Below are 18,790 nucleotides of genomic sequence, written 5' to 3' on the forward strand. Positions count from 1 at the left end.
TCTCAGGCTCGCGCCGCGATGATCGCCACGGCCAGGTCGCACCGGTCGGTGACGATCCCATCGACACCGAGGTCCAGGAGCCGGATCATGGACTCCGCATCGTTGATGGTCCAGACATGCACCTCCACCGCGGCCGCGTGCATGCCGCGAATGAAGCGGGGAGTGAGGATGCGAAGGAAACGAACCGACTCCGGCACCTGCACGGCGGCAAAGCTCCTCAGGGAGTGCCGAACCGGAGCGGCAAGGCCCAGTTCGGCGGCCAAAATGGCGCGCATCAAGACCGACGCGGATGCCGATGTGGCCACCCCGGGGAGCAGCGCAGCCGTGCGGCGACGGCGGTTCTCGGAGAAAGAGGTGATCAGCACCCGGTCGATGGCGCCGGCGTCCCGGACCGCCGCGGCCGTGGCCTCGACGGCGGCCAATGATTTGACGTCGATGTTGAACCGGGCCTCCGGGAAGACGTCAAGTCCCTCGCGAAGGGACGCGAAGGATTGCCCCTGACCGAGTCCGACCCGGCGCAGCTCACCCATGGTGAGCTGATCGAGGCGAATGCGGGTTCCGGCCACATCGTGTTCAGCGTCGTGGCTGAGCACGGCGATTCCGTCGTCCGTGGCGTGGACATCCGTCTCGATGTGGGTCGCGCCGACCGCGAGCGCGTGCCGGAACGCCAGCAGGGTGTTCTCCGGTGCATTAAGGGAGAGGCCGCGATGGGCGAAAACGCGCGGCCCGACCCCCTCGAGGTACATCGCCGCCTACGCCTCCGGGACGGCGGGGGACCGGCCGGCCGGCCCGGCCTGCGCGGTCTGCGCGGTCTGCGCGGGGGCGGCCGAGCCGCCGACGGCATGGCCGAACGCCGCCCCGATGCCGTTCATCGCGGCGGTGAGTTCGCTGGGCACGATCCACAACTTGTTCGCACTGCCCTCCGCGAGCTTGGGGAGGGTCAGAAGGTACTGATAGGCCAGGAGCTTCGGATCCGGGTCACCGTCGTGGATCGCCCTGAATACCGTGGTGATGGCCTCCGCCTCACCCTGGGCGCGCAGAACGGCTGCCTTCGCGTCACCCTCCGCCGACAGGATGGCGGCCTGCCGAGCTCCCTCGGCCGTCAGAATCGCCGACTGCTTCGTGCCCTCGGCGGTCAGGATGACCGCGCGGCGGTCACGCTCGGCGCGCATCTGCTTCTCCATCGAATCCTGGATGGACAGGGGCGGGTCGATCGCCTTCAGCTCCACCCGTCCGACTCGGATACCCCACTTGCCGGTCGCCTCGTCCAGCACGATCCGTAGTTGCCCGTTGATATTGTCGCGGCTGGTCAGCGCCTCTTCAAGGTTGAGGCCACCGACCACATTGCGCAGGGTCGTCGTCGTGAGCTGCTCGACCGCGCCCAGGTAATTCGCGATTTCGTAGGTGGCGGCACGTGCATCCGTGACCTGAAAATAGACCACGGTGTCAATGGACACCACGAGATTGTCCTCCGTGATCACCGGCTGCGGGGGGAAGGAAACGACCTGTTCGCGCATGTCCAGCAAGGGTCGCACCCGGTCGATGAAGGGAACCAGGATGTTCAGGCCCGGCTCGAGCGTCTTGTGATACTTGCCCAGACGCTCGACGACGCCGGCGTTGGCCTGCGGGATGATCTTGATGGCCCGGACTAGAACGACGACGACGAACACCCCGAGTACCAAGAGGAGGGCGGCAATGAAGATTTGCCCAATGAATTCACCGGTGGAGAGCACTATGTGATGTTCCTTTCCGAGGGATGAACGACGGCGGTGGAGCCTTCGATCGCGGTCACGCGAACAATCTCACCGGGTTCGGCGGATTGCGTGTCGGTGTCGGGGGAGAGGCGGGCTGACCAGGTTTCGCCGTTGGCCAGTTTGACCATTCCACCCGAGGGGCGAACGGTGGACAGTACTTGTGCGGTCATGCCGAGCAGTGCGGCGACATTGCTCGGTGTGTGATCGGCACCCTTCCTCATCAGCCGCAGGAGAACCGGGCGTATGAGCAGGATGAGGAGCACGGATACCACGGCGGCCGTGACGATCTGGAGCCACCACACGGCTCCCAGCAGGTTCGCCCCCAGGCCGGCCAGGCTTCCGACAGCAATCATCAGAAAGGTGAACTCGAGAGACAGCAGCTCGATGATCACACAGACGAGGATGAAGACGAGCCACACGATCCACAAGTAGTCGGTCAGGTCAGCCATCAATTTTGGAGCCTCTCACGTGACGTTTCCCTCTCGAAGCTATCACCTGCTCGTTGGCCGGAGTCGAGACTGGCCGAGGCTGAGTCCCGCCGCTCATGTTGGTAGGGTTGGGCGTTGTGACTACTGCACCCAAAAATCCCCTCGACGCCGGCTCTCTCATCGGCAAACGCGCCCTGGTCACGGGGTCGTCCCGTGGTGTCGGAGCGGCCACCGTCGGCCTCCTCGCCGAGGCGGGCGCCAGCGTCGCGATCAACTTCCGTAACAAGGAGGCACGGGCGATCAAGGTCGCCGATGCGATCCGCGCCGCAGGTGGCACGGCAATCACGGTCGGCGCAGATCTGACGGATGCTGCATCCGTCGAGTCCATGTTCGAAACCATCCGTGCGGAGTTCGGCGGCCTCGACATCCTCGTCATGAACGCCTCCGGTGGCATGGAAAGCGGCATGGCCGAGGATTACGCCATGCAGCTGAACCGGGACGCCCAGGTCAACCTGCTGCACGCGGCACGGCCCTTGCTCGCTCCGGGTGCCCGCGTGGTGTTCGTCACCAGCCACCAAGCCCACTTCGTCGAGACCACGACCACCATGGCCGAATACGAGCCGGTCGCCCGGAGCAAGCGCGCCGGTGAGGACGCACTGCGCGCCCTCATCCCCGAGTTCGCCGAGGCCGGCATCGGTTTCGTCGTTGTCTCCGGCGACATCATTGAGGGCACGGTCACCGCCGTCCTGCTCGAGCGAGCCAGCCCGGGCACCATGACCGCGCGTAAGGATGCCGCCGGCCGGCTGTACAACGTCAGCGAATTTGGCGCCGAGGTTGCGTTGGCGGCCGTCGAGGCCGTGCCGGAGAACAACACCAGGTACGTCGGGGACATCGCGGACTACGTCGGCGAAGCCGCCAGTCGAAACTGACGTCGCGGGCAGCACGTGCAGTGCGGCCTGGCGAATGCCGTGCGGCCGCGCCGAGCGGCCGCGCCGAGCGGCTACGCCGTATCGAGTGTCGCCGACCGGCCCCGGCCGAACATGAAGGCCTGCGCCATTTGGATGATCCCGGACAGAACGAGGAACACTCCGCCGATCGTGACCAGAATGGTGACCGACTCGACGGGGGAGAAGAGCACCACGACGCCGGTCACGACGGCGATGGCGCCGAAGACCGCACCGAACCACCTGCTGGAGTCCGGAGCCGTCTCGACCAATCCGGCCACACCTTCCACGATCCAGGAGATCCCGATGAGCATCCCGAGCACTGCCAGGGTGTCCGAAGGGTTTCTGATTGCCACGATACCGCCGACGATCAGCAGCACGCCGAGCAGGATGTTCACAACCCGGCTACTGCCGGACGCACCCTGTGTGAATAATCCTCGGCCTACGTGAACGATGCCGCTGATCAAAAAGTACAGGCCGAAGAGGATCTTGAGGGAGCCGACGGTGGCGTCCGGCCAGGACAGGATCAGGACGCCGACGACCAGGGCCAGCAGGCCGGTGCCAGCGATGGCCAGGCGCACACCGGTGATTTGTGACGTGCTGAGCGCTCTCTAATCCAACGACAGATCGAAGGCCGTAACGGTAGTGGGCATTTCAGCTGCCTCTCGGATTCTGGGAACGTGCCGTGTCGCACAAAGTAGTCGAGTCCGGCCAGCACGTCCAGACCTCTTCACTGGTTGACCGATAATGCACATTATGTCAGCGCGTAATGGACCTATTGCAGGAATTGCAGAATAGGACTCCCCTGGTATTTATCCGCCGGAGCGCTGGTCGCGTCAGGGACTTCTGCTGTTTCTCTGAGATGTGGGGCGCTATATCTGCACTGGTCAAGGTCTGAGCGCTCTGATTCAACGTGGGGAATTTCGCGGCACATATCCTCTCGGGATCCCCGTATTTCCGCGGTTTAACGTCGCGTGCTTTGCATGTTTTGCTTTTAAAGAGCATAATTTGCAGACAGGTTGAGGGGGCTTATGAGCGTTGCATTGGGCCGAGTAACCCATCTGCCTCTGCGCCCCGAGGCGACCAGCCCGGATGCGGTTTTCACCGAGATGGTCGACAGCTGGCGCCGCCAACAGCTCTCCCGCAATTTCCGGCACGAGACCATTTCTGGCCGCGAACGAACGATCCGTCGGTTCGCGGACTTCACCGGGCACTTCCCGTGGGAATGGACGTTCGCGGACGTCGAGGACTACTTCGCTTACACGCGCTCGGTATCAAACCTGTCCCAGGCCACCGTCCGGGCGTATCAAACCAACCTCAAACTGTTTTGCGACTTCCTCACCGATCCGGCCTACGACTGGAGCGAAGTCTGCGGACGTTCCTTTGGCCGGCCCGTCACTCAGATCATCACCGACTTCAACCGGGCCACCCACACGCAACAGAATGAACAGCGGGCAACGAAACGCCTGTTTTCGCGTCGTGAGCTGCAGGACTTCTTCGATCTCGCCGACGTCGAGGTCGAGCGTGTCATCAACTCGGGACGCAAGGGCGCCATCGCCGCCTACCGCGATGCCATCGCGTTCAAGACCGCCTACGCCTGGGGACTTCGCGCCAACGAGGTGACCCACCTGCAGCTGGTCGATTTCTCCCGCAACCCGCACTCGCCCCAGTTCGGCGACTTCGGTGTCCTCCACGTCCGTTACGGGAAGGTCCAGAAAGGGTATGCGCCCAAGCGCCGCTCCGTTCTCACCGTGTTCGAGTGGTCGCCTGAGGCCGTTCACCGGTGGATCCGCACCGGACTGCCTCACCTTGCCGCTCAACCGACCGACCTGTTCCCCACCAGCCAGGGCCTCGTCGTGCCGAAGTCGAATCTACGGCGACGCTTCCGCGCCTACGTCAACGAGCTGGGCTTCCCGGCCGGCCTGGACATGCATTCCCTTCGCCGGTCCTACGTCACCCACCTGTTCGAGTTCTATGGCTTCGAGCACACGTTCGTCCAACAACAAGTTGGCCACCTCCATGCGTCGACCACATCCATTTACACGGCAGTCTCCAGCGACTACCAAACCCGGGCGTTGAACCGCGTCCTCGAGCGCACGATCAACGCGACCACCAACAGCACCCCGTGGGAGGAAAAATCATGAAACGAGAAATCGAGTACCGCTGGCGCGCACGCGAGCTCATGGCGCGCCACGGCATGAAGAACAGCCGAGAACTCGTCGCCCCGCTCCGAGAACGCGGCATCACGCTCTCGGGGTCGCAGATCTATCGACTCGTCGCCCAGGATCCCGAGCGGATCTCCTTCAAAGTCCTGACCGCTCTCTGCGACATCTTCAACGTTGAGGCGAACGAGCTCGTCACCTTCACCGCAGCGAACGCCAAGAGCCAACGCCAAGAACGAACAATCGCCTCCGGCGAGAACATCGTCAACTTCGCCGACGCATACAAACCCGTCCGCGCCCGCATCCTCGACGATGACGACTGAGCACCGCACCCGCGGACGCCCCCGAACCCCAGGCACCCTGCACTGCGACCGCTGCGGTGGTCTGGTCGCGAAGATTCGAGTGCACTGGCCCGACGGCGCCATTTGCGGGATCTGCTTCACCACAGCCACACACACCCGCGGCCCTTGCGCTACCTGCGGCGACACACGCCTGCTCCCTGGCAAAGACGCGGACGGATCGAACACCTGCCGTGACTGCGCCGGCATCACCACACTCCTGCACTGCGACACCTGCGGCGATGAAGCCGAACGATTTCGTAACGGCAACTGCATCCGCTGCGTCCTCCGCGCCGACCTCACCGCAACCCTCCAACCCAACACTCCCCCGGACCTCCGGCTCAAACGCCTCGTCGCTGTCTTCGCCAATGCCGAGCGACCCGAGAGCATCTATACCTGGAAACGCGGCATCGGCGCCAGTGCCCTCCTCACCCGACTGGGCACCAGGGAACTGGCCATCAGCCACGAGGCCTTCGACGCCCTACCCGCATCCAACGCCGTCGAACACCTTCGCGAAACACTCACCCATCACGGCATGCTGCCGCCCCGGGACCGCCAACTGGCGGCGTTCGAACGCTGGCTCGAGAAGAGAATCGTGTCTCTTGCTGACCATCGCGAGATCCAAGGACCGATCGAACGCTTCGGCCGGTGGCATCACTTGAAACGACTCCGGGCGAAGTCGTTGCCCGGCACGAACATGAACTTCGCCGTCCGGTCAGCGAAGCAGGAAATCACCGAGTCAGGACGATTCCTCGCCTGGCTCCTATCCGAGCACGACACCACCTACACCGATATCCGTCAATCGCACCTCGACGACTACCTCGCCTCCGGACCATCCACTCGCCATGCCATCAACACCTTCATCGCCTCGCTCGTCACATCACACGAGATCGCGAAAGTCCGGGTCCCCCGTCGTGAAGCACAATCGACCCCGATCCTGACGCAGGCAGCCAGAATCGACCACATCCGCGCCTGCCTCACCACCGGAGAAATGCCCGCCGCAGACCGCGTCGCCGCACTTATCCTGCTGCTTTACGCACACCCGGTCGGAAAGATCGCAGCCCTGAAAACCAGCGCCCTCGAAGCGCGACCCGATGGCCTATACCTGCGTCTGGGATCGGTGCCAGCCCTACTGCCCGCACAAGTCGCGGCAACCTTCTGGGACTACGTCCACAACCGCCCCAACCAGCAAACTGTCAACACCGACAGCCCTTGGCTCTTTCCCGGCAACCTGCCTGGCCAACACACCCATCCAGAAAACATGCTGAACCGACTTCGCAGCTGGGGAATCGACCTCAACGGCGTCAGAAACACCGCCCTGCGAGACCTCGCCAGAGAGCTCAATCCCACCGCCTTGGCCATTTCCCTGGGATATAGCAGCGAGATAATCCACCAGCACGCCGCCGCCGCCGGAGCACCACACGCCGACTACATCAACCTCAAATCATCACAGCTCCGGCCCTCGCCCAGGCTCAGTTCCGTGAAGGATTAGGACCCTTTCGGATAAGTCCAGTTCCCGCTTTGGCCGAAACCCGCCATGCGCAACACGTTCGTTCTGCTCGTGGGCACCATCCGCGAGCGCCTACTGCAGTGCAGTTATCCACCCGATGAAACGGGCTGGGCTCGCGTAGTGGATGACGCCGTCGCGGTAGCGGTACGCGGAGTCGAACTCCGGTATCGGCCGGCTAACCGACCGCGGGCCGGTCTCGATATACCCATCAGCCAGAAGCTGAGCTCTCAGAACATCCCAAGCCGGCATATCCCGGGTCCAGTTCGCGTACCGAACGGTCAGGTCCGTCTGCGGTTTCGTCCACTCACATCGCAGACCGTCAGCTCCGACCAATGAGTCCAGTTCTTCGCGGGGGCCGTCAGCACGGAAAGTGAGTCCGTCCGTCGCCATTTTCGAATTCAGGTCAGCGGTGAAAGCGTTGTCGCATGTATCGGTTTCAGGGATCGGCGTCGGGGTTGGAGTTATGGTTACGGTCATCGTCGGCGCAGAAATTGGTCCACCAGCTTCCGGTACCGACCCAGAACAGCCGATCATCGCCACCGCCAAACAACCCGCCGCCAGAACCGCACTCGCCCCTCGAAACCCCCTGATACGCATAGCTACAACCTACTGGTTCTGGCCCGCCGCGATTTCCATAAGCCGTCGTTCCGTAACTGGCGCCACGACTCCCCTGTCAGTCAGCACGCCGCCGCCGCCGCTGGAGCACCCCACGCCGACTACATCAACCTCAAATCACCACAGCGCAGACCCCCCCAGGCTCAGCAACGGGAACCATTAGGACCCTTTCAGATAAGTCCAGTTCCCACTTAGACGATGCTTTCGCCTGATCAGGTGAGGCATAGGATCACTTCCGAAGCGTCCCGCATCGTGCCGGAATGTGTCCAGCGGTGGATTAGGACCCTTGTGCAGACATTTGGCGACGGTTAGCCGAACCGCCGCCGCCGGACTCATTCTGGGCGGTCGATTTCCTTGTCGGTGTTCTCCGGTTCGTGCGGGCGCAGGACCATCCCGAATTCGTTCACGGGCAGGAACGCGTCCCGGTCCCACGCGCCCGGATGCGGCACGGGGCACGTAAGGATAGTGTCATGGGCGCCGCGCTCGATCAAATGTGCACGCATGGTCTGCTCACAGACCGGGCATTCCTTCAGATCGGTCGGCACGTCCGTATCCGCGAATCGCGGATCCACTCGGTCGGAGTGGCGAGTAGGACTGCTCACCGGCAGTTCCCTGTCTTTGTCCATGTGCTCAGACTACGCCGAGTTTCAAAATCGACCAGATGCGTGTGCTTTGCGTCTATTCTTCTCCGAAGCCCGATTCCAGAAGGTCTCCCAGAGCGGCTACGGCTGCCGCTCCGGCCTCATCCGAGGAGGAGATCTTCGCGGTCATGCCGCGGATGAGTCCGAGTGACATCACGTCCAGCAGACTGGATGCATCCCTGCCGTTCACGGTGACTCGTGCCTCGAACGTATTGGCGAGCTTCACGAAGTCAGCAGCCGGTCGGGCATGCAGACCATCCTTGTTCACCAGGGTAACGGTTCGCGTGACCACCGGCGGCAGCGCTGGTTCCGCCCCAGCTGCGGAGACGGCCCCGGCTGCGGATTGCGCGGCCCGCACGACAGACTCGATGTCTCCCCCAATCTCGGCGGCGACGGCCGCAGCCACACCCCCCTCGACCAGAGGCGCATCCACGATTCGTACTCGGGCACGCGCCGCGTCTCCGAGGAAATCCAACGCGGTTTCGGCCGTCAGGATCGCGGAGCCCAGGTCGCAGAGGAGCACGACGCCGGCGCCGGCGTCAGCCTGTGCAATGCCGCTGACCACCTTCGTGAAGCTCGTGCCGATACCCCCGTCGTCTGTCCCACCGGCCGGGACCATCCTCGTTTGGGGTGCCATCTGGGTTGCCAGATCGAGGAGACCGTCGGCGATCTTCGAGCTGTGGGAGATGAAAACGAGGCCGACAAGCCCCTCTGTGGCGGTCATTTCAGGCGGTCGCTGCGGTGTCGGCAGCTGCTCGCAACAGCAGGGCCGAAGACTGCGCTCCCGGGTCGCGGTGACCGATGGCCCGTTCGCCGAGGTAGCTAGCCCGTCCCTTGCGCGCAACCCAGGGTTCCGTCGCCTCTGCCCCTGCCTCGGCGGCAGCTGCCGCCGCCATCAAAATCGCCAGGTCGTTCGCACCGTCGGCACGGGCTGCTTCGGCGGCGTCGACCGCCGGAGTCCAGGCATCGACCATGGTCTTGTCTCCGGGTTCCGCCTTGCCGCGCAGGACGATGCCGTCTCGCGCGGCCGCCAGGAATGCGACTAGAGCGGCCCCGTCAAGATCAGCCGAGCCGGTGATGGCCACGGCCGCCTTGAGGAACGCTGTTCCATACAGTGGACCCGCCGCACCGCCCACGGTTGAGATCAACGTGGTTGCGACGAGTTTGAAGACGTCCCCGGGGTTCGCCTCGGACGAAAGGTCATCGAGTTTCAACAGCACCGCCTGGAAACCGCGGTCCATGTTTTCGCCATGATCACCATCGCCGATTTCACGGTCCAGATCAATCAATTCCACACGGTGCTCATTCATTACCGCCGCGCTGGTCCTGATCCAGGCTTTCGCCCACGTGCCGTCTAGCTTCATTGGATCTCCTTCTACCGGCCTATCGTCCCCACCGTAGCGCTGCCGTCTGGACCGGCGCATCCCACAGGGCAGTCAGTTCGTCATCGAGTTTCAGCACGGTGATGGATGTTCCCTGCATCTCGAGAGACGTCGTAAAGTTCCCGACGAGTGTCCTGGATACTTCGATCCCCTGTTCGGCCAACACCTCGGCGGCCCGTCGAAACACGATGTACAGCTCGATTTGCGGTGTGCCGCCCATTCCGTTGACGAAGAGCAGCACCTCGTCCCCGGCTACGAACGGGATGTCCTCAAGGATAGGGCCGAGGAGCCGGTCGACGATGGCGTCGGCCGGCTCCAGCTTGATCCGCGCGCGCCCCGGCTCGCCGTGGATGCCGATCCCGATCTCGATCTCATCGTCGGCGAGCGTGAAGCTGCCTTCCCCGGCGTGGGGAACAACGCACGGCGTCAGCGCCACACCCATCGAACGCACACCGGAGATGACCCTCTCTGCGATCGCGGCGACGGTCTCCAGGGCGTCTCCGCGCTCAGCCGACGCTCCAGCGATCTTCTCGACCAGGACCGTCCCGGCCACGCCACGTCGCCCGGCCGTGTACAGCGAGTCCTTCACGGCGACGTCGTCGTTGACGATCACCGAGCGGACCTCGATTCCGTCCGCGGCGGCGAGGTCGGCGGCGGTCTCGAAATTCAAGACGTCCCCGGTGTAGTTCTTGACGATGTGGAGCACCCCCGCTCCCCCATCGACCGCCTTCGTCGCGGCGAGGATCGGGTCGGGTGTCGGTGAGGTGAAAACGGCCCCGGGTACGGCTGCGTCCAGCATCCCGAACCCGACGAACCCACCGTGAAGTGGCTCGTGTCCGCTTCCTCCTCCGCTGACCAGACCCACTTTCCCGGCAACGGGAGCTTCCGTGCGCACGATGTAGATCGGTTCCGTCGAAATCCGGACGATATCGGCGTGGGCCGCGCCGAACCCGGCCACGGCCTCAGCGACGACATTCTTAGGATCATTGACGAGTTTCTTCATGTCTCTTCCTTCGATCGAGGTGGTTGGACGGCCCGTCGACGGGCTGTTGTGGAGCGCTATGCACTTTAGGCTCAACCTACGCGCTGCCCTCGCTGCCGGTAAGGGGCGGTGAATTACGCGTCCACCGGCCCATTCCGCTGCGTTAATCGCCGCGCTATGGTAACGCCGATCGCTCACCGCTCTGGGTCGCTCCGGCATCTTCAGCCTCACCAAGAAAGGTCAACGTGGACAATATTGGAGTCGTATTCTTATCGGAAGTGCTGGGCACGGGGATACTCGTCCTCCTCGGAACCGGTGTGGTCGCCAACGTCGCGCTGGCCAAGAACAAGGGCCTCGGCGGCGGATTCCTCATGGTCACCATCGGGTGGGGTTTCGCGGTCTTCGCCGGTGTCATCGTCGCCTACAATTCTGGTGCACACCTTAACCCGGCAGTCACCCTCGGCCTGGTGACATCGGGTGCAACGGAGTTCGGTTCGGGCGTTCCCGTGAACTTCCTGTCTGTCCTCACCTACATCGCGGGTCAGCTCCTCGGCGCCTTCATCGGAGCCGTCTTTTGCTGGCTGGCCTACAAACAGCACTTCGACGCTGAGCCCAACTCCGCCAACAAACTCGGCGTCTTCTCGACCGGTCCGGCCATCCGCTCCTACGGATGGAACCTGACAACCGAGATCATCGGCACATTCGTGCTTGTCTTCGTCGTTCTGGCGTTCGGTGGCGGGCGCCAGGGCGAGAGTGGCGGACTGGCCGCGCTCGGCGCACTGCCCGTCGCGCTGCTAGTTATCGTCATCGGCACCTCGCTCGGTGGGCCGACCGGATACGCCATCAACCCGGCTCGTGACCTGGGGCCCCGCATCGCGCACTTCGTCCTGCCGATCAAGGGCAAGGGAACGTCTGATTGGGCCTATTCCTGGGTTCCTGTCGTGGGTCCGGTCATTGGCGGCATGCTCGCCGGATGGGCTTCCCTGTTCCTATTGCCCGTCCTCACGTAATCCTTCCCGCGGGCCGGTTCAGTCATTGAATCGGCCCGCGCTGTGTGGCTTCACGCAGCGGCGTGCGCCGCGTCAAGCACTGATTCTCGCAATCCAAGGAGGTATTCCAAGGCCGAGTACGTAATCGCAATCGACCAGGGAACCACGAGTTCCCGAGCGATCATCTTCGACAACGCAGGCTCGGTGATCGCGATCGGTCAGCACGAGCACGAGCACGAGCACGAGCAGATCTTCCCTCGGGCCGGCTGGGTCGAGCACGACCCGATGGAAATTTGGGACAACACCCGTGAAGTGATCGGCCAGGCTTTGTCCAAGTTGAACCTGACTCGGCATGACATCGAGGCTGTGGGAATCACCAACCAGCATGAGACCGCAGTGGTCTCGGACCGCCGCACCGGGCTGCCCGTCCACAACGCGATTGTCTGGTGAGATACCCGCACCCAGCCCATGGTGGACCGTCTCGTCGCCGACGGCGGAGTCGAACGGTTCAAGGCCCAGGTGGGGCTCCCTCTGGCGACGTACTTCTCCGGAACGAAGATCGTCTGGATTCTCGAGGAGGTGAATGACGCGCGCGCAAGGCCGAAGCCGGCGATCTGATGTTCGGCACGACGGACTCCTGGGTGCTGTGGAACCTGACCGGCGGTCTCGAAGGCGGCGTGCACGCCACGGACGTGACCAACGCCAGCCGCACCATGTTCATGGATCTCGAGATTCTGCAATGGGACGACGACATCCTCGCCGCCTTCGGGGAACCCAAGTCGATGCTGCCCGAGATTCGTTCGTCGTCCGAGGTCTATCATCGCGAGCGGCCACTGCCGGCCTTCGACCAAGGTGAGGCGAAGAATACCAACGGCACCGGTGCCTTCCTGATCTTCAACACAGGCACCGATATCATCCACTCCAAGAACGGTTTACTCACCACGCTCGGCTACAAGCTCGGCGACGCCGAACCCCACTATGCGCTGGACGGCTCCATCGCGGTCACCGGCTCCCTCGTGCAGTGGCTGCGAGACAATCTGGGAATGATCAGTACCCCCGAGGAAATCGAGACGCTTGCCAAAACGGTCGATGACAGTGGCGGCGCCTACTTCGTGCCCGCCTTCTCCGGACTCTTCGCGCCGAACTGGCGCTCGGACGCCCGTGGTGCCCTCGTCGGCCTGGCCCGATTCGTGGACAAGGGCCACATCGACCGCGCCGCCCTCGAAGCGACCGCGTTTCAGACCCGGAAGGTCCTGGACGCGGTTAACGCCGACTCGGGTGTTCCATTTACCGAGCTGAAGGTTGACGGGGGCATGATCGGCAACAACACGCTGATGCAGTTCCAGGCCGACATCATCGGCGTGCCAGCGGTGCGACCGGTCGTGGCCGAAACCACGGCTCTGGGCGCCGCGTACGCCGCCGGACTGGCGGTCGGGTTCTGGGGTGACCTTGACGAACTGCGGGCCAACTGGCGGGAGGACAGCCGGTGGACCCCGCAAATGGGCGAAGAAGAGCCGAACCGACAGATGCGCAACTGGAAAAAGGCCGTTACCAAGACGTTCGGCTGGGTTGACAAAGACGTCGTCAAGCTCGTCTCGTTTTGTCTGGGCCAGCCGGGTCACACCCGACTGGCCGCGACCCACTCAGCGAGCTTGGCCGTGGCCGCACCGGAGTCGACTGCCTCCGCGGCCACCACCATTTTAGTGCGAAAGCGCTCGATAATATTGACTTGAGACTGCGCGGGATCGTTTGCAAGGTCAAACGCGACCAGGCCGGCGGCCGCGTTCAGCAGGACGATGTCACGCACCGCACCGACCTCACCGGCCAGCACTGAATGAACGACGGCCGCATTGTGCTCAGCGTCCCCGCCAACGAGCTCATTGATCGAGGCCCGTCGGATTCCTAGGTCACGCGGATCGATGTCGTGCTCCGTCACCAGGCCCCGCGACACCTCCCAGACATGGCTGTGGCCGGTCGTGGTCAGCTCATCGAGACCGTCGTCACCGCGGAAGACCAGGGCCGTCGCCCCGCGTGTCTGGAATACACCCACGATGAGCGGAACTCGGTCCAGGTTTGCGACTCCCACTGCTGACGCCTCGGGACGGGCCGGATTGCACAACGGGCCGAGGTAGTTGAACACCGTGGGGATGCCGAGCTCCTTGCGCGCAAGCGCTGCGTGACGGAACCCCGGGTGGAAAGCGGCAGCGAAGGCGAAGGTGATCCCGGCCGTATCCAGAATGGCAGCAACCTTGTCGGCAGACAGTGACAGGTCAATGCCGAGGGCAGCAAGCACGTCCGACGAACCGGACGCCGAGCTTGAGGCCCGGTTGCCGTGTTTGATCACGGGAACGCCGACCCCGGCGCAGACGATGGAGGCCATCGTCGAGATGTTGACGGTGCCGAACCGATCCCCACCAGTGCCGACGATGTCCAGGGCCATCGGGTTCACCGCCAGCGGTACGGCATGGTCGAGGATCGCATCCCGAAAACCGACGATTTCGTCCACGGTTTCGCCCTTGGCGCGCAGGGCTACGAGGAAGCCGGCCAGCTGCGCCGGAGTTGCCTCCCCCAGCATGACCTGCTCCATGCTCCACGCGGCATCGGAGACGCTGAGGTCCTTCCCCGAAAGCAGAGCACTGAGGACGTTTGGCCAGGACTGAATTTCAAGCATGGATCAATTTTAGCGAGATCGACGATCCGTCCCGAATTCGCTTCCCGGGGCGCGTTTGTTCCAATCAGGTAGTCATTCCGGTAATTGAGCGACAGGTCCGCCCCGATGACAATAACCGATACGCAAATCGGCCATAATAGAAGAGTGACGAGTCCATCAATTACTTACGCGGTCAATGCGCCCGTTGTTAACCGGCCCAACAGCGTGGCTGTTGGCACTATCGTCTGGTTGGGCAGCGAAGTCATGTTCTTCGCCGGGCTCTTCGCCATCTACTTCACGCTGCGGTCGACGTCGCCTGACTTGTGGTTATTCGAGACGGAGAAGCACGGCTTCGGATTCGCCCTTGTGAACACACTGATCCTCGTGTCCTCTTCGGTGACCTGCCAGTTCGGAGTTTTTGCGGCAGAACGCCTGCAATCACGTTCGACCGGATGGAAACCGAGCCAGTGGGGCATGGTCGAGTGGTTCTTCCTCACCTACGCCCTCGGCGCCATATTCGTGTCCGGTCAGGTCTTCGAGTACGCGACTCTCGTTTCCGAGGGCGTCTCGCTTACCAGCAACGCGTACGGATCCGCGTTCTACCTCACCACCGGTTTCCACGGTATTCACGTGACTGCCGGCCTGATCGCGTTCCTGCTCGTCATCGGGCGCGCCTTCGCGGTCAAGAACTTCGGTCACAAGGAAGCAACGAGCGCCATCGTCGTGTCGTACTACTGGCACTTCGTCGACGTTGTCTGGATCGGGCTGTTCCTCGTCATTTACGTTCTTAAATAGAAAGTCGGAGTGGACACCACGTATGACCACGTTTAGCACACCGAAGCAGTCCGACGGTCGCAAAGCCGGCCGTCGCAGCCCGCTTGCCAGCGTCGCCCTCATCGCGATCGGACTCCTCTTCACCGGAGGCGCATACGCGGCTTTCAGCACGAGCACGGCCAGTGCGGAGACGAACGCTGCGTCGCAGCAAACCGTCGGCGAAGGGCAGAAACTCTTTGCGGCCAACTGCGCCACCTGTCACGGATTGGAAGCAGCGGGCACCAATGCTGGCCCCAGCCTGATCGGCGTCGGCGCTGCATCGGTCGACTTCCAGGTGGGCACCGGACGCATGCCGATGCAGTTGAACGGACCGCAGGCTGAGAAGAAGGCGGTCCAGTTCACAGACGAGCAGATCGTGTCGCTCGCCGCTTACGTGGCGTCCCTTGCGCCGGGTCCGGCACTTCCGGATCCGTCTCTCCTCGACGCCGAGGGCGATGCCGCCAAGGGCGCCGAGTTGTTCCGCATCAACTGCGCAATGTGCCACAACGTCGCCGGCGCCGGTGGTGCCCTCACTCAGGGCAAGTATGCGCCTGCCCTGGCCGGGGTTACGGAGAAGCACATCTACGAGGCCATGGTCACCGGCCCGCAGAACATGCCCGTGTTCAACGACATGAACATTTCCCCGGAGAGCAAGCGGGACATCATTACGTACCTCAAGTACCTGGACAACAACCCGTCCCCCGGTGGATTCGCTCTGGGTGCCCTCGGACCGGTCTCGGAAGGTCTTTTCCTCTGGATCTTCGGTCTTGGGTCGATCGTTGCCCTGACGGTGTGGATCACCGCCAAGTCGAACTGATCACCGACCAGGTCTGACACAAACTGTTTTATGAGAATTCCGATGAAGGAGAACAATGGCCAAGGACGATAACAGCGGGAAGGACTTGACCGCTGCTGACTCGTCGAGCGTCGGGCATGAGGGGGCTCCCGCAGGCACCGCCGTCGTCGTACGGGATGCCGTGGCCAATCCGGGTCTCCCCCCGCACCGACCGCGCGTCACCGACCTCAACCCCAGCGCGGAGCGTCGCGCCGAGCGAACCGTCTACACGCTCTTTTACCTGTCGATCGTGGGCAGTGTGTTCGCGATCGTGGCGTATATGGTCTTCCCGATCATCCCTGAGGAACCGGATTCGGTTCGTCTGAACAACCTCTTCATTGGTCTCGGCCTCACTCTCGCCCTGCTGGCAATCGGCATCGGCGCCGTGCACTGGGGCAAGGCGCTCATGTTCGACCACGAAGGCGTCGATGAGCGCCACCCGGTGCGGGGGTCGGACGAGACCCGCGAACGCGCGGTCGAGATCTTTCACGAGGCCAATGTTGAATCGGGCATCGGTCGCCGTTCGCTCATCCGAAACAGCCTCATCGGTGCCTTGATCGCCTTTCCGCTGCCGGCCGTCGTGCTGTTCCGCGGCTTGGGCCCGCAGGACACCAATCCGGCTGCAGCTCTCGAACACACCATGTGGAAGAAGGGCACCAGGCTCGCGATCGACCCCACGGGCACACCGATCAAGGCCTCCGACGTCACCCTCGGCTCGGCCTTCCACGTGATTCCCGAAGGATTGCAGGACCTCGGCCACGGCAAACTCGAAGAGAAGGCCAAGGCCGCAGTTCTTCTGATGAGGCTGAAGCCGGAAGACATCAATGAGACCGCCGACAAGAAGGACTGGTCGTACGACGGCATTGTCGCCTACTCAAAGATCTGCACGCACGTCGGATGCCCGGTCGCGCTTTATGAACAGCAGACCCACACGCTCCTGTGCCCCTGTCACCAGTCGCAGTTCGATGTGACGAACCAGTGCGAAGTCATCTTCGGACCGGCCAAGCGCCCGTTGCCGCAGCTGCCCATCACGGTAGACTCCGAGGGATATCTCATTGCACAAAGCGATTTCACTGAACCCGTCGGACCGAGTTTCTGGGAGCGGAATTGAGCACTACAACTACGACTACTGACTTGGTCGAAACAAAGAAGTCCGGTGGCCTCACCGGGGCCGCCGCGAACTACATCGACGAACGCACCAGCATTTCGACCGCGGTTAAGGAACTGGGTCGCAAGATCTTCCCCGACCACTGGTCTTTCCTGCTCGGTGAGGTTGCCCTCTACAGCTTCGTCATCATCCTGCTGTCCGGTTCGTTCCTCACGTTCTTCTTCAGCGCTTCGATGACGCCGGTGGAGTACGACGGTTCGTACATGCCACTCAAGGGTGTGGAGATGTCTGCCGCGATGGCATCCTCCCTGGACATCTCCTTTGATATTCGTGGCGGGCTCCTCATGCGCCAGGTCCACCACTGGGCAGCACTGCTCTTCGTGGCTGCAATCGGCTTGCACATGCTCCGCATCTACTTCACCGGTGCGTTCCGCAAGCCGCGCGAGCTCAACTGGGTCATCGGGTTTGTTCTGTTCATCCTGGCCATGGCCGAAGGATTCACCGGGTACTCCCTCCCCGACGACCTGCTCTCCGGAAACGGCTTGCGTATCATCGACGGAATGGTCAAGGGCATCCCGCTGGTCGGAACCTGGATTTCGTTCCTCCTCTTTGGCGGAGAGTTCCCGGGCGAGGCGATCGTTGGACGCTTGTACTCCCTCCACATTCTGCTGCTGCCGGCCATTATCGTGGCTTTGATCGCGATGCACCTGCTCTTCGTCGTCGTACACAAGCACACGCAGTACCCCGGTGCCGGACGCACCAACCAGAATGTAGTCGGCTACCCGGTTCTTCCCGTGTACGCGGCCAAGGCCGGTGGCTTCTTCTTCATCGTCTTCGGCATCGTGATGCTGATGGCGTCGCTGTTTACGATTAACCCCATCTGGAACTACGGTCCCTACGATCCCTCCCCCGTTTCGGCCGGAACACAGCCGGACTGGTACATCGGTTTCGCTGACGGCGCCCTGCGCCTGATCCCGCCGGGACTCGAGATGGTCTGGCTGGATCGCACCTGGTCCTTCAACATCCTGATCCCGTTGGTTTCGCTGGGCCTGTTCATCCTGGTCGTGCTTATCTACCCGTTCATCGAGGGGTGGGTCACCGGAGACAAGCGTGAGCACCACATCCTCGACCGTCCCCGGAACGCCCCGACACGCACCGCGATCGGTGCCGCCGGAGTCACGTTCTACGCGGCGCTGTGGGCCACGGCCTCCTCGGACATCATCGCAACGCACTTCAAGGTGACGATGGAAGGCGTAATCCACACCATGCAGTTCCTGGTGATTGTGGGGCCCTTCATCGCCTTCTTCGTGACGAAACGTATCTGCCTGGCTTTGCAGAAGAAGGACCGTGAGATCGTTCTGCACGGTTACGAGTCCGGGCGTATCGTGCGTCTACCCGGTGGCGAGTACATCGAGGTTCACCAGCCCGTTGATGAATACGAGCGCTGGAAGCTGGTCAGCTACAACGACTACAAGCCGCTCATGATCCGCCCGAACGCCAAGGGCAAAATCACGGTGGGCCAAAAGGCTCGTGCCGGACTGTCCCGCTGGTTCTTCGAGGACCGGATCGAACCGGTATCGACCACTGAACTCGTACGGACGCACGACCACCACCACTAGGCTCCGGCCGCGAACACAGA

The 18,790-nt window shown here is 62.9% G+C and carries 18 protein-coding genes and 1 pseudogene; 10 read left to right on the forward strand and 9 right to left on the reverse strand.

Annotated features, from left to right (window positions below; genetic code table 11):
* Positions 1–2 precede the first annotated feature (2 nt).
* From E3N86_RS14530 to E3N86_RS14540, 3 genes are read right to left on the reverse strand one after another with little or no spacing between them, the layout of a single operon-like run.
* The gene (locus E3N86_RS14530) at positions 3–746 is read right to left on the reverse strand and encodes a glycerophosphodiester phosphodiesterase family protein (RefSeq protein ID WP_134512215.1); all 744 of its coding nucleotides are present in this window, start codon (positions 744–746) and stop codon (positions 3–5) included.
* A gap of 6 nt (positions 747–752) precedes the next feature.
* The gene (locus E3N86_RS14535; protein ID WP_369827983.1) at positions 753–1,712 is read right to left on the reverse strand and encodes an SPFH domain-containing protein; all 960 of its coding nucleotides are present in this window, start codon (positions 1,710–1,712) and stop codon (positions 753–755) included.
* A gap of 20 nt (positions 1,713–1,732) precedes the next feature.
* A complete protein-coding gene (locus tag E3N86_RS14540; RefSeq protein ID WP_174843026.1) occupies positions 1,733–2,203 on the reverse strand; it encodes an NfeD family protein in 471 nt (156 codons plus the stop codon).
* Between the two features lie 116 nt (positions 2,204–2,319).
* On the opposite strand from E3N86_RS14540, the gene E3N86_RS14545 reads away from it, so the two are divergent.
* Positions 2,320–3,111: an SDR family oxidoreductase gene (locus E3N86_RS14545; RefSeq protein WP_233191461.1), complete on the forward strand. Its 792-nt coding sequence runs from the start codon at positions 2,320–2,322 to the stop codon at positions 3,109–3,111.
* 71 nt (positions 3,112–3,182) lie between these two features.
* On the opposite strand, the gene E3N86_RS14550 is transcribed toward E3N86_RS14545, so the two are convergent.
* Positions 3,183–3,707 (reverse strand): HdeD family acid-resistance protein, encoded by a 525-nt coding sequence (locus E3N86_RS14550; RefSeq protein ID WP_166785105.1) that lies wholly within the window; start codon positions 3,705–3,707, stop codon positions 3,183–3,185.
* 450 nt (positions 3,708–4,157) lie between these two features.
* Here E3N86_RS14550 and E3N86_RS14555 point away from each other — a divergent pair, with 450 nt between their 5' ends.
* The 3 genes from E3N86_RS14555 to E3N86_RS14565 all read left to right on the forward strand — a co-directional run bounded on the left by E3N86_RS14555 (position 4,158) and on the right by E3N86_RS14565 (position 7,118).
* Entirely contained in the window at positions 4,158–5,270 is a 1,113-nt protein-coding gene (locus E3N86_RS14555; protein ID WP_134512216.1) for a site-specific integrase, read from the forward strand.
* Positions 5,267–5,611, forward strand: coding sequence for a helix-turn-helix transcriptional regulator (locus tag E3N86_RS14560; RefSeq protein ID WP_134373780.1), 345 nt, complete (start codon positions 5,267–5,269; stop codon positions 5,609–5,611). Before E3N86_RS14555 ends, E3N86_RS14560 begins: the two co-directional genes overlap by 4 nt.
* Before the next feature lie 79 nt (positions 5,612–5,690).
* Complete coding sequence (locus E3N86_RS14565) at positions 5,691–7,118, forward strand: site-specific recombinase (protein ID WP_241986172.1); 1,428 nt, start codon at positions 5,691–5,693, stop codon at positions 7,116–7,118.
* Between the two features lie 965 nt (positions 7,119–8,083).
* Here the strand turns inward: E3N86_RS14565 and E3N86_RS14570 are convergent.
* Genes E3N86_RS14570 through dhaK form a run of 4 tightly spaced genes read right to left on the reverse strand, consistent with a single transcriptional unit; the run spans position 8,084 to position 10,777 of the window.
* The gene (locus E3N86_RS14570) at positions 8,084–8,377 is read right to left on the reverse strand and encodes a hypothetical protein (RefSeq protein WP_166785106.1); all 294 of its coding nucleotides are present in this window, start codon (positions 8,375–8,377) and stop codon (positions 8,084–8,086) included.
* A gap of 52 nt (positions 8,378–8,429) precedes the next feature.
* Entirely contained in the window at positions 8,430–9,116 is a 687-nt protein-coding gene (gene dhaM, locus E3N86_RS14575) for a dihydroxyacetone kinase phosphoryl donor subunit DhaM (protein ID WP_134512218.1), read from the reverse strand.
* A gap of 1 nt (position 9,117) precedes the next feature.
* The gene (dhaL, locus tag E3N86_RS14580; protein WP_104102053.1) at positions 9,118–9,756 is read right to left on the reverse strand and encodes a dihydroxyacetone kinase subunit DhaL; all 639 of its coding nucleotides are present in this window, start codon (positions 9,754–9,756) and stop codon (positions 9,118–9,120) included.
* Between the two features lie 19 nt (positions 9,757–9,775).
* Positions 9,776–10,777 carry a dihydroxyacetone kinase subunit DhaK gene (gene dhaK, locus E3N86_RS14585; protein WP_134342893.1) on the reverse strand — a complete coding sequence of 334 codons (1,002 nt, stop codon included), beginning with the start codon at positions 10,775–10,777 and terminating at the stop codon, positions 9,776–9,778.
* A 224-nt stretch (positions 10,778–11,001) separates the two neighbouring features.
* On the opposite strand from dhaK, the gene E3N86_RS14590 reads away from it, so the two are divergent.
* On the forward strand, positions 11,002–11,766 hold the full coding sequence (locus E3N86_RS14590) for an MIP/aquaporin family protein (RefSeq protein WP_104102049.1): 765 nt from the start codon (positions 11,002–11,004) through the stop codon (positions 11,764–11,766).
* A gap of 123 nt (positions 11,767–11,889) precedes the next feature.
* A pseudogene (locus tag E3N86_RS17675) lies at positions 11,890–13,331 on the forward strand (FGGY family carbohydrate kinase); the annotation flags it as partial.
* Positions 13,332–13,363: 32 nt separating this feature from the next.
* Here the strand turns inward: E3N86_RS17675 and trpD are convergent.
* Positions 13,364–14,416, reverse strand: coding sequence for an anthranilate phosphoribosyltransferase (trpD, locus tag E3N86_RS14600; protein WP_134373782.1), 1,053 nt, complete (start codon positions 14,414–14,416; stop codon positions 13,364–13,366).
* Between the two features lie 204 nt (positions 14,417–14,620).
* On the opposite strand from trpD, the gene E3N86_RS14605 reads away from it, so the two are divergent.
* The 4 genes from E3N86_RS14605 to E3N86_RS14620 are packed head-to-tail and all read left to right on the forward strand — an operon-like array spanning position 14,621 to position 18,770.
* Positions 14,621–15,190, forward strand: a complete 570-nt coding sequence (locus tag E3N86_RS14605; protein ID WP_338145475.1) for a heme-copper oxidase subunit III — start codon at positions 14,621–14,623, stop codon at positions 15,188–15,190.
* Between the two features lie 22 nt (positions 15,191–15,212).
* Positions 15,213–16,025: a cytochrome c gene (locus E3N86_RS14610; RefSeq protein ID WP_134342895.1), complete on the forward strand. Its 813-nt coding sequence runs from the start codon at positions 15,213–15,215 to the stop codon at positions 16,023–16,025.
* Between the two features lie 55 nt (positions 16,026–16,080).
* A complete protein-coding gene (locus E3N86_RS14615; RefSeq protein ID WP_134373786.1) occupies positions 16,081–17,154 on the forward strand; it encodes a ubiquinol-cytochrome c reductase iron-sulfur subunit in 1,074 nt (357 codons plus the stop codon).
* Positions 17,151–18,770 (forward strand): ubiquinol-cytochrome c reductase cytochrome b subunit, encoded by a 1,620-nt coding sequence (locus tag E3N86_RS14620; RefSeq protein WP_174720218.1) that lies wholly within the window; start codon positions 17,151–17,153, stop codon positions 18,768–18,770. Before E3N86_RS14615 ends, E3N86_RS14620 begins: the two co-directional genes overlap by 4 nt.
* The last annotated feature ends 20 nt before the right edge of the window (positions 18,771–18,790 follow it).

This window comes from Cryobacterium sp. Hz7 (assembly GCF_004402815.1).
In the GTDB taxonomy this organism is placed as follows: domain Bacteria; phylum Actinomycetota; class Actinomycetes; order Actinomycetales; family Microbacteriaceae; genus Cryobacterium; species Cryobacterium sandaracinum.

Bases quoted from the DNA above. Each gene is read 5' to 3' on its own strand.
- E3N86_RS14530 (WP_134512215.1), bottom strand. From the start codon at position 746: ATGTACCTCGAGGGGGTCGGGCCGCGCGTTTTCGCCCATCGCGGCCTC.
- E3N86_RS14540 (WP_174843026.1), bottom strand. From the start codon at position 2,203: ATGGCTGACCTGACCGACTACTTGTGGATCGTGTGGCTCGTCTTCATC.
- E3N86_RS14555 (WP_134512216.1), top strand. From the start codon at position 4,158: ATGAGCGTTGCATTGGGCCGAGTAACCCATCTGCCTCTGCGCCCCGAG.
- E3N86_RS14560 (WP_134373780.1), top strand. From the start codon at position 5,267: ATGAAACGAGAAATCGAGTACCGCTGGCGCGCACGCGAGCTCATGGCG.
- E3N86_RS14570 (WP_166785106.1), bottom strand. From the start codon at position 8,377: ATGGACAAAGACAGGGAACTGCCGGTGAGCAGTCCTACTCGCCACTCC.
- dhaM (WP_134512218.1), bottom strand. From the start codon at position 9,116: ATGACCGCCACAGAGGGGCTTGTCGGCCTCGTTTTCATCTCCCACAGC.
- dhaL (WP_104102053.1), bottom strand. From the start codon at position 9,756: ATGAAGCTAGACGGCACGTGGGCGAAAGCCTGGATCAGGACCAGCGCG.
- dhaK (WP_134342893.1), bottom strand. From the start codon at position 10,777: ATGAAGAAACTCGTCAATGATCCTAAGAATGTCGTCGCTGAGGCCGTG.
- trpD (WP_134373782.1), bottom strand. From the start codon at position 14,416: ATGCTTGAAATTCAGTCCTGGCCAAACGTCCTCAGTGCTCTGCTTTCG.
- E3N86_RS14610 (WP_134342895.1), top strand. From the start codon at position 15,213: ATGACCACGTTTAGCACACCGAAGCAGTCCGACGGTCGCAAAGCCGGC.
- E3N86_RS14615 (WP_134373786.1), top strand. From the start codon at position 16,081: ATGGCCAAGGACGATAACAGCGGGAAGGACTTGACCGCTGCTGACTCG.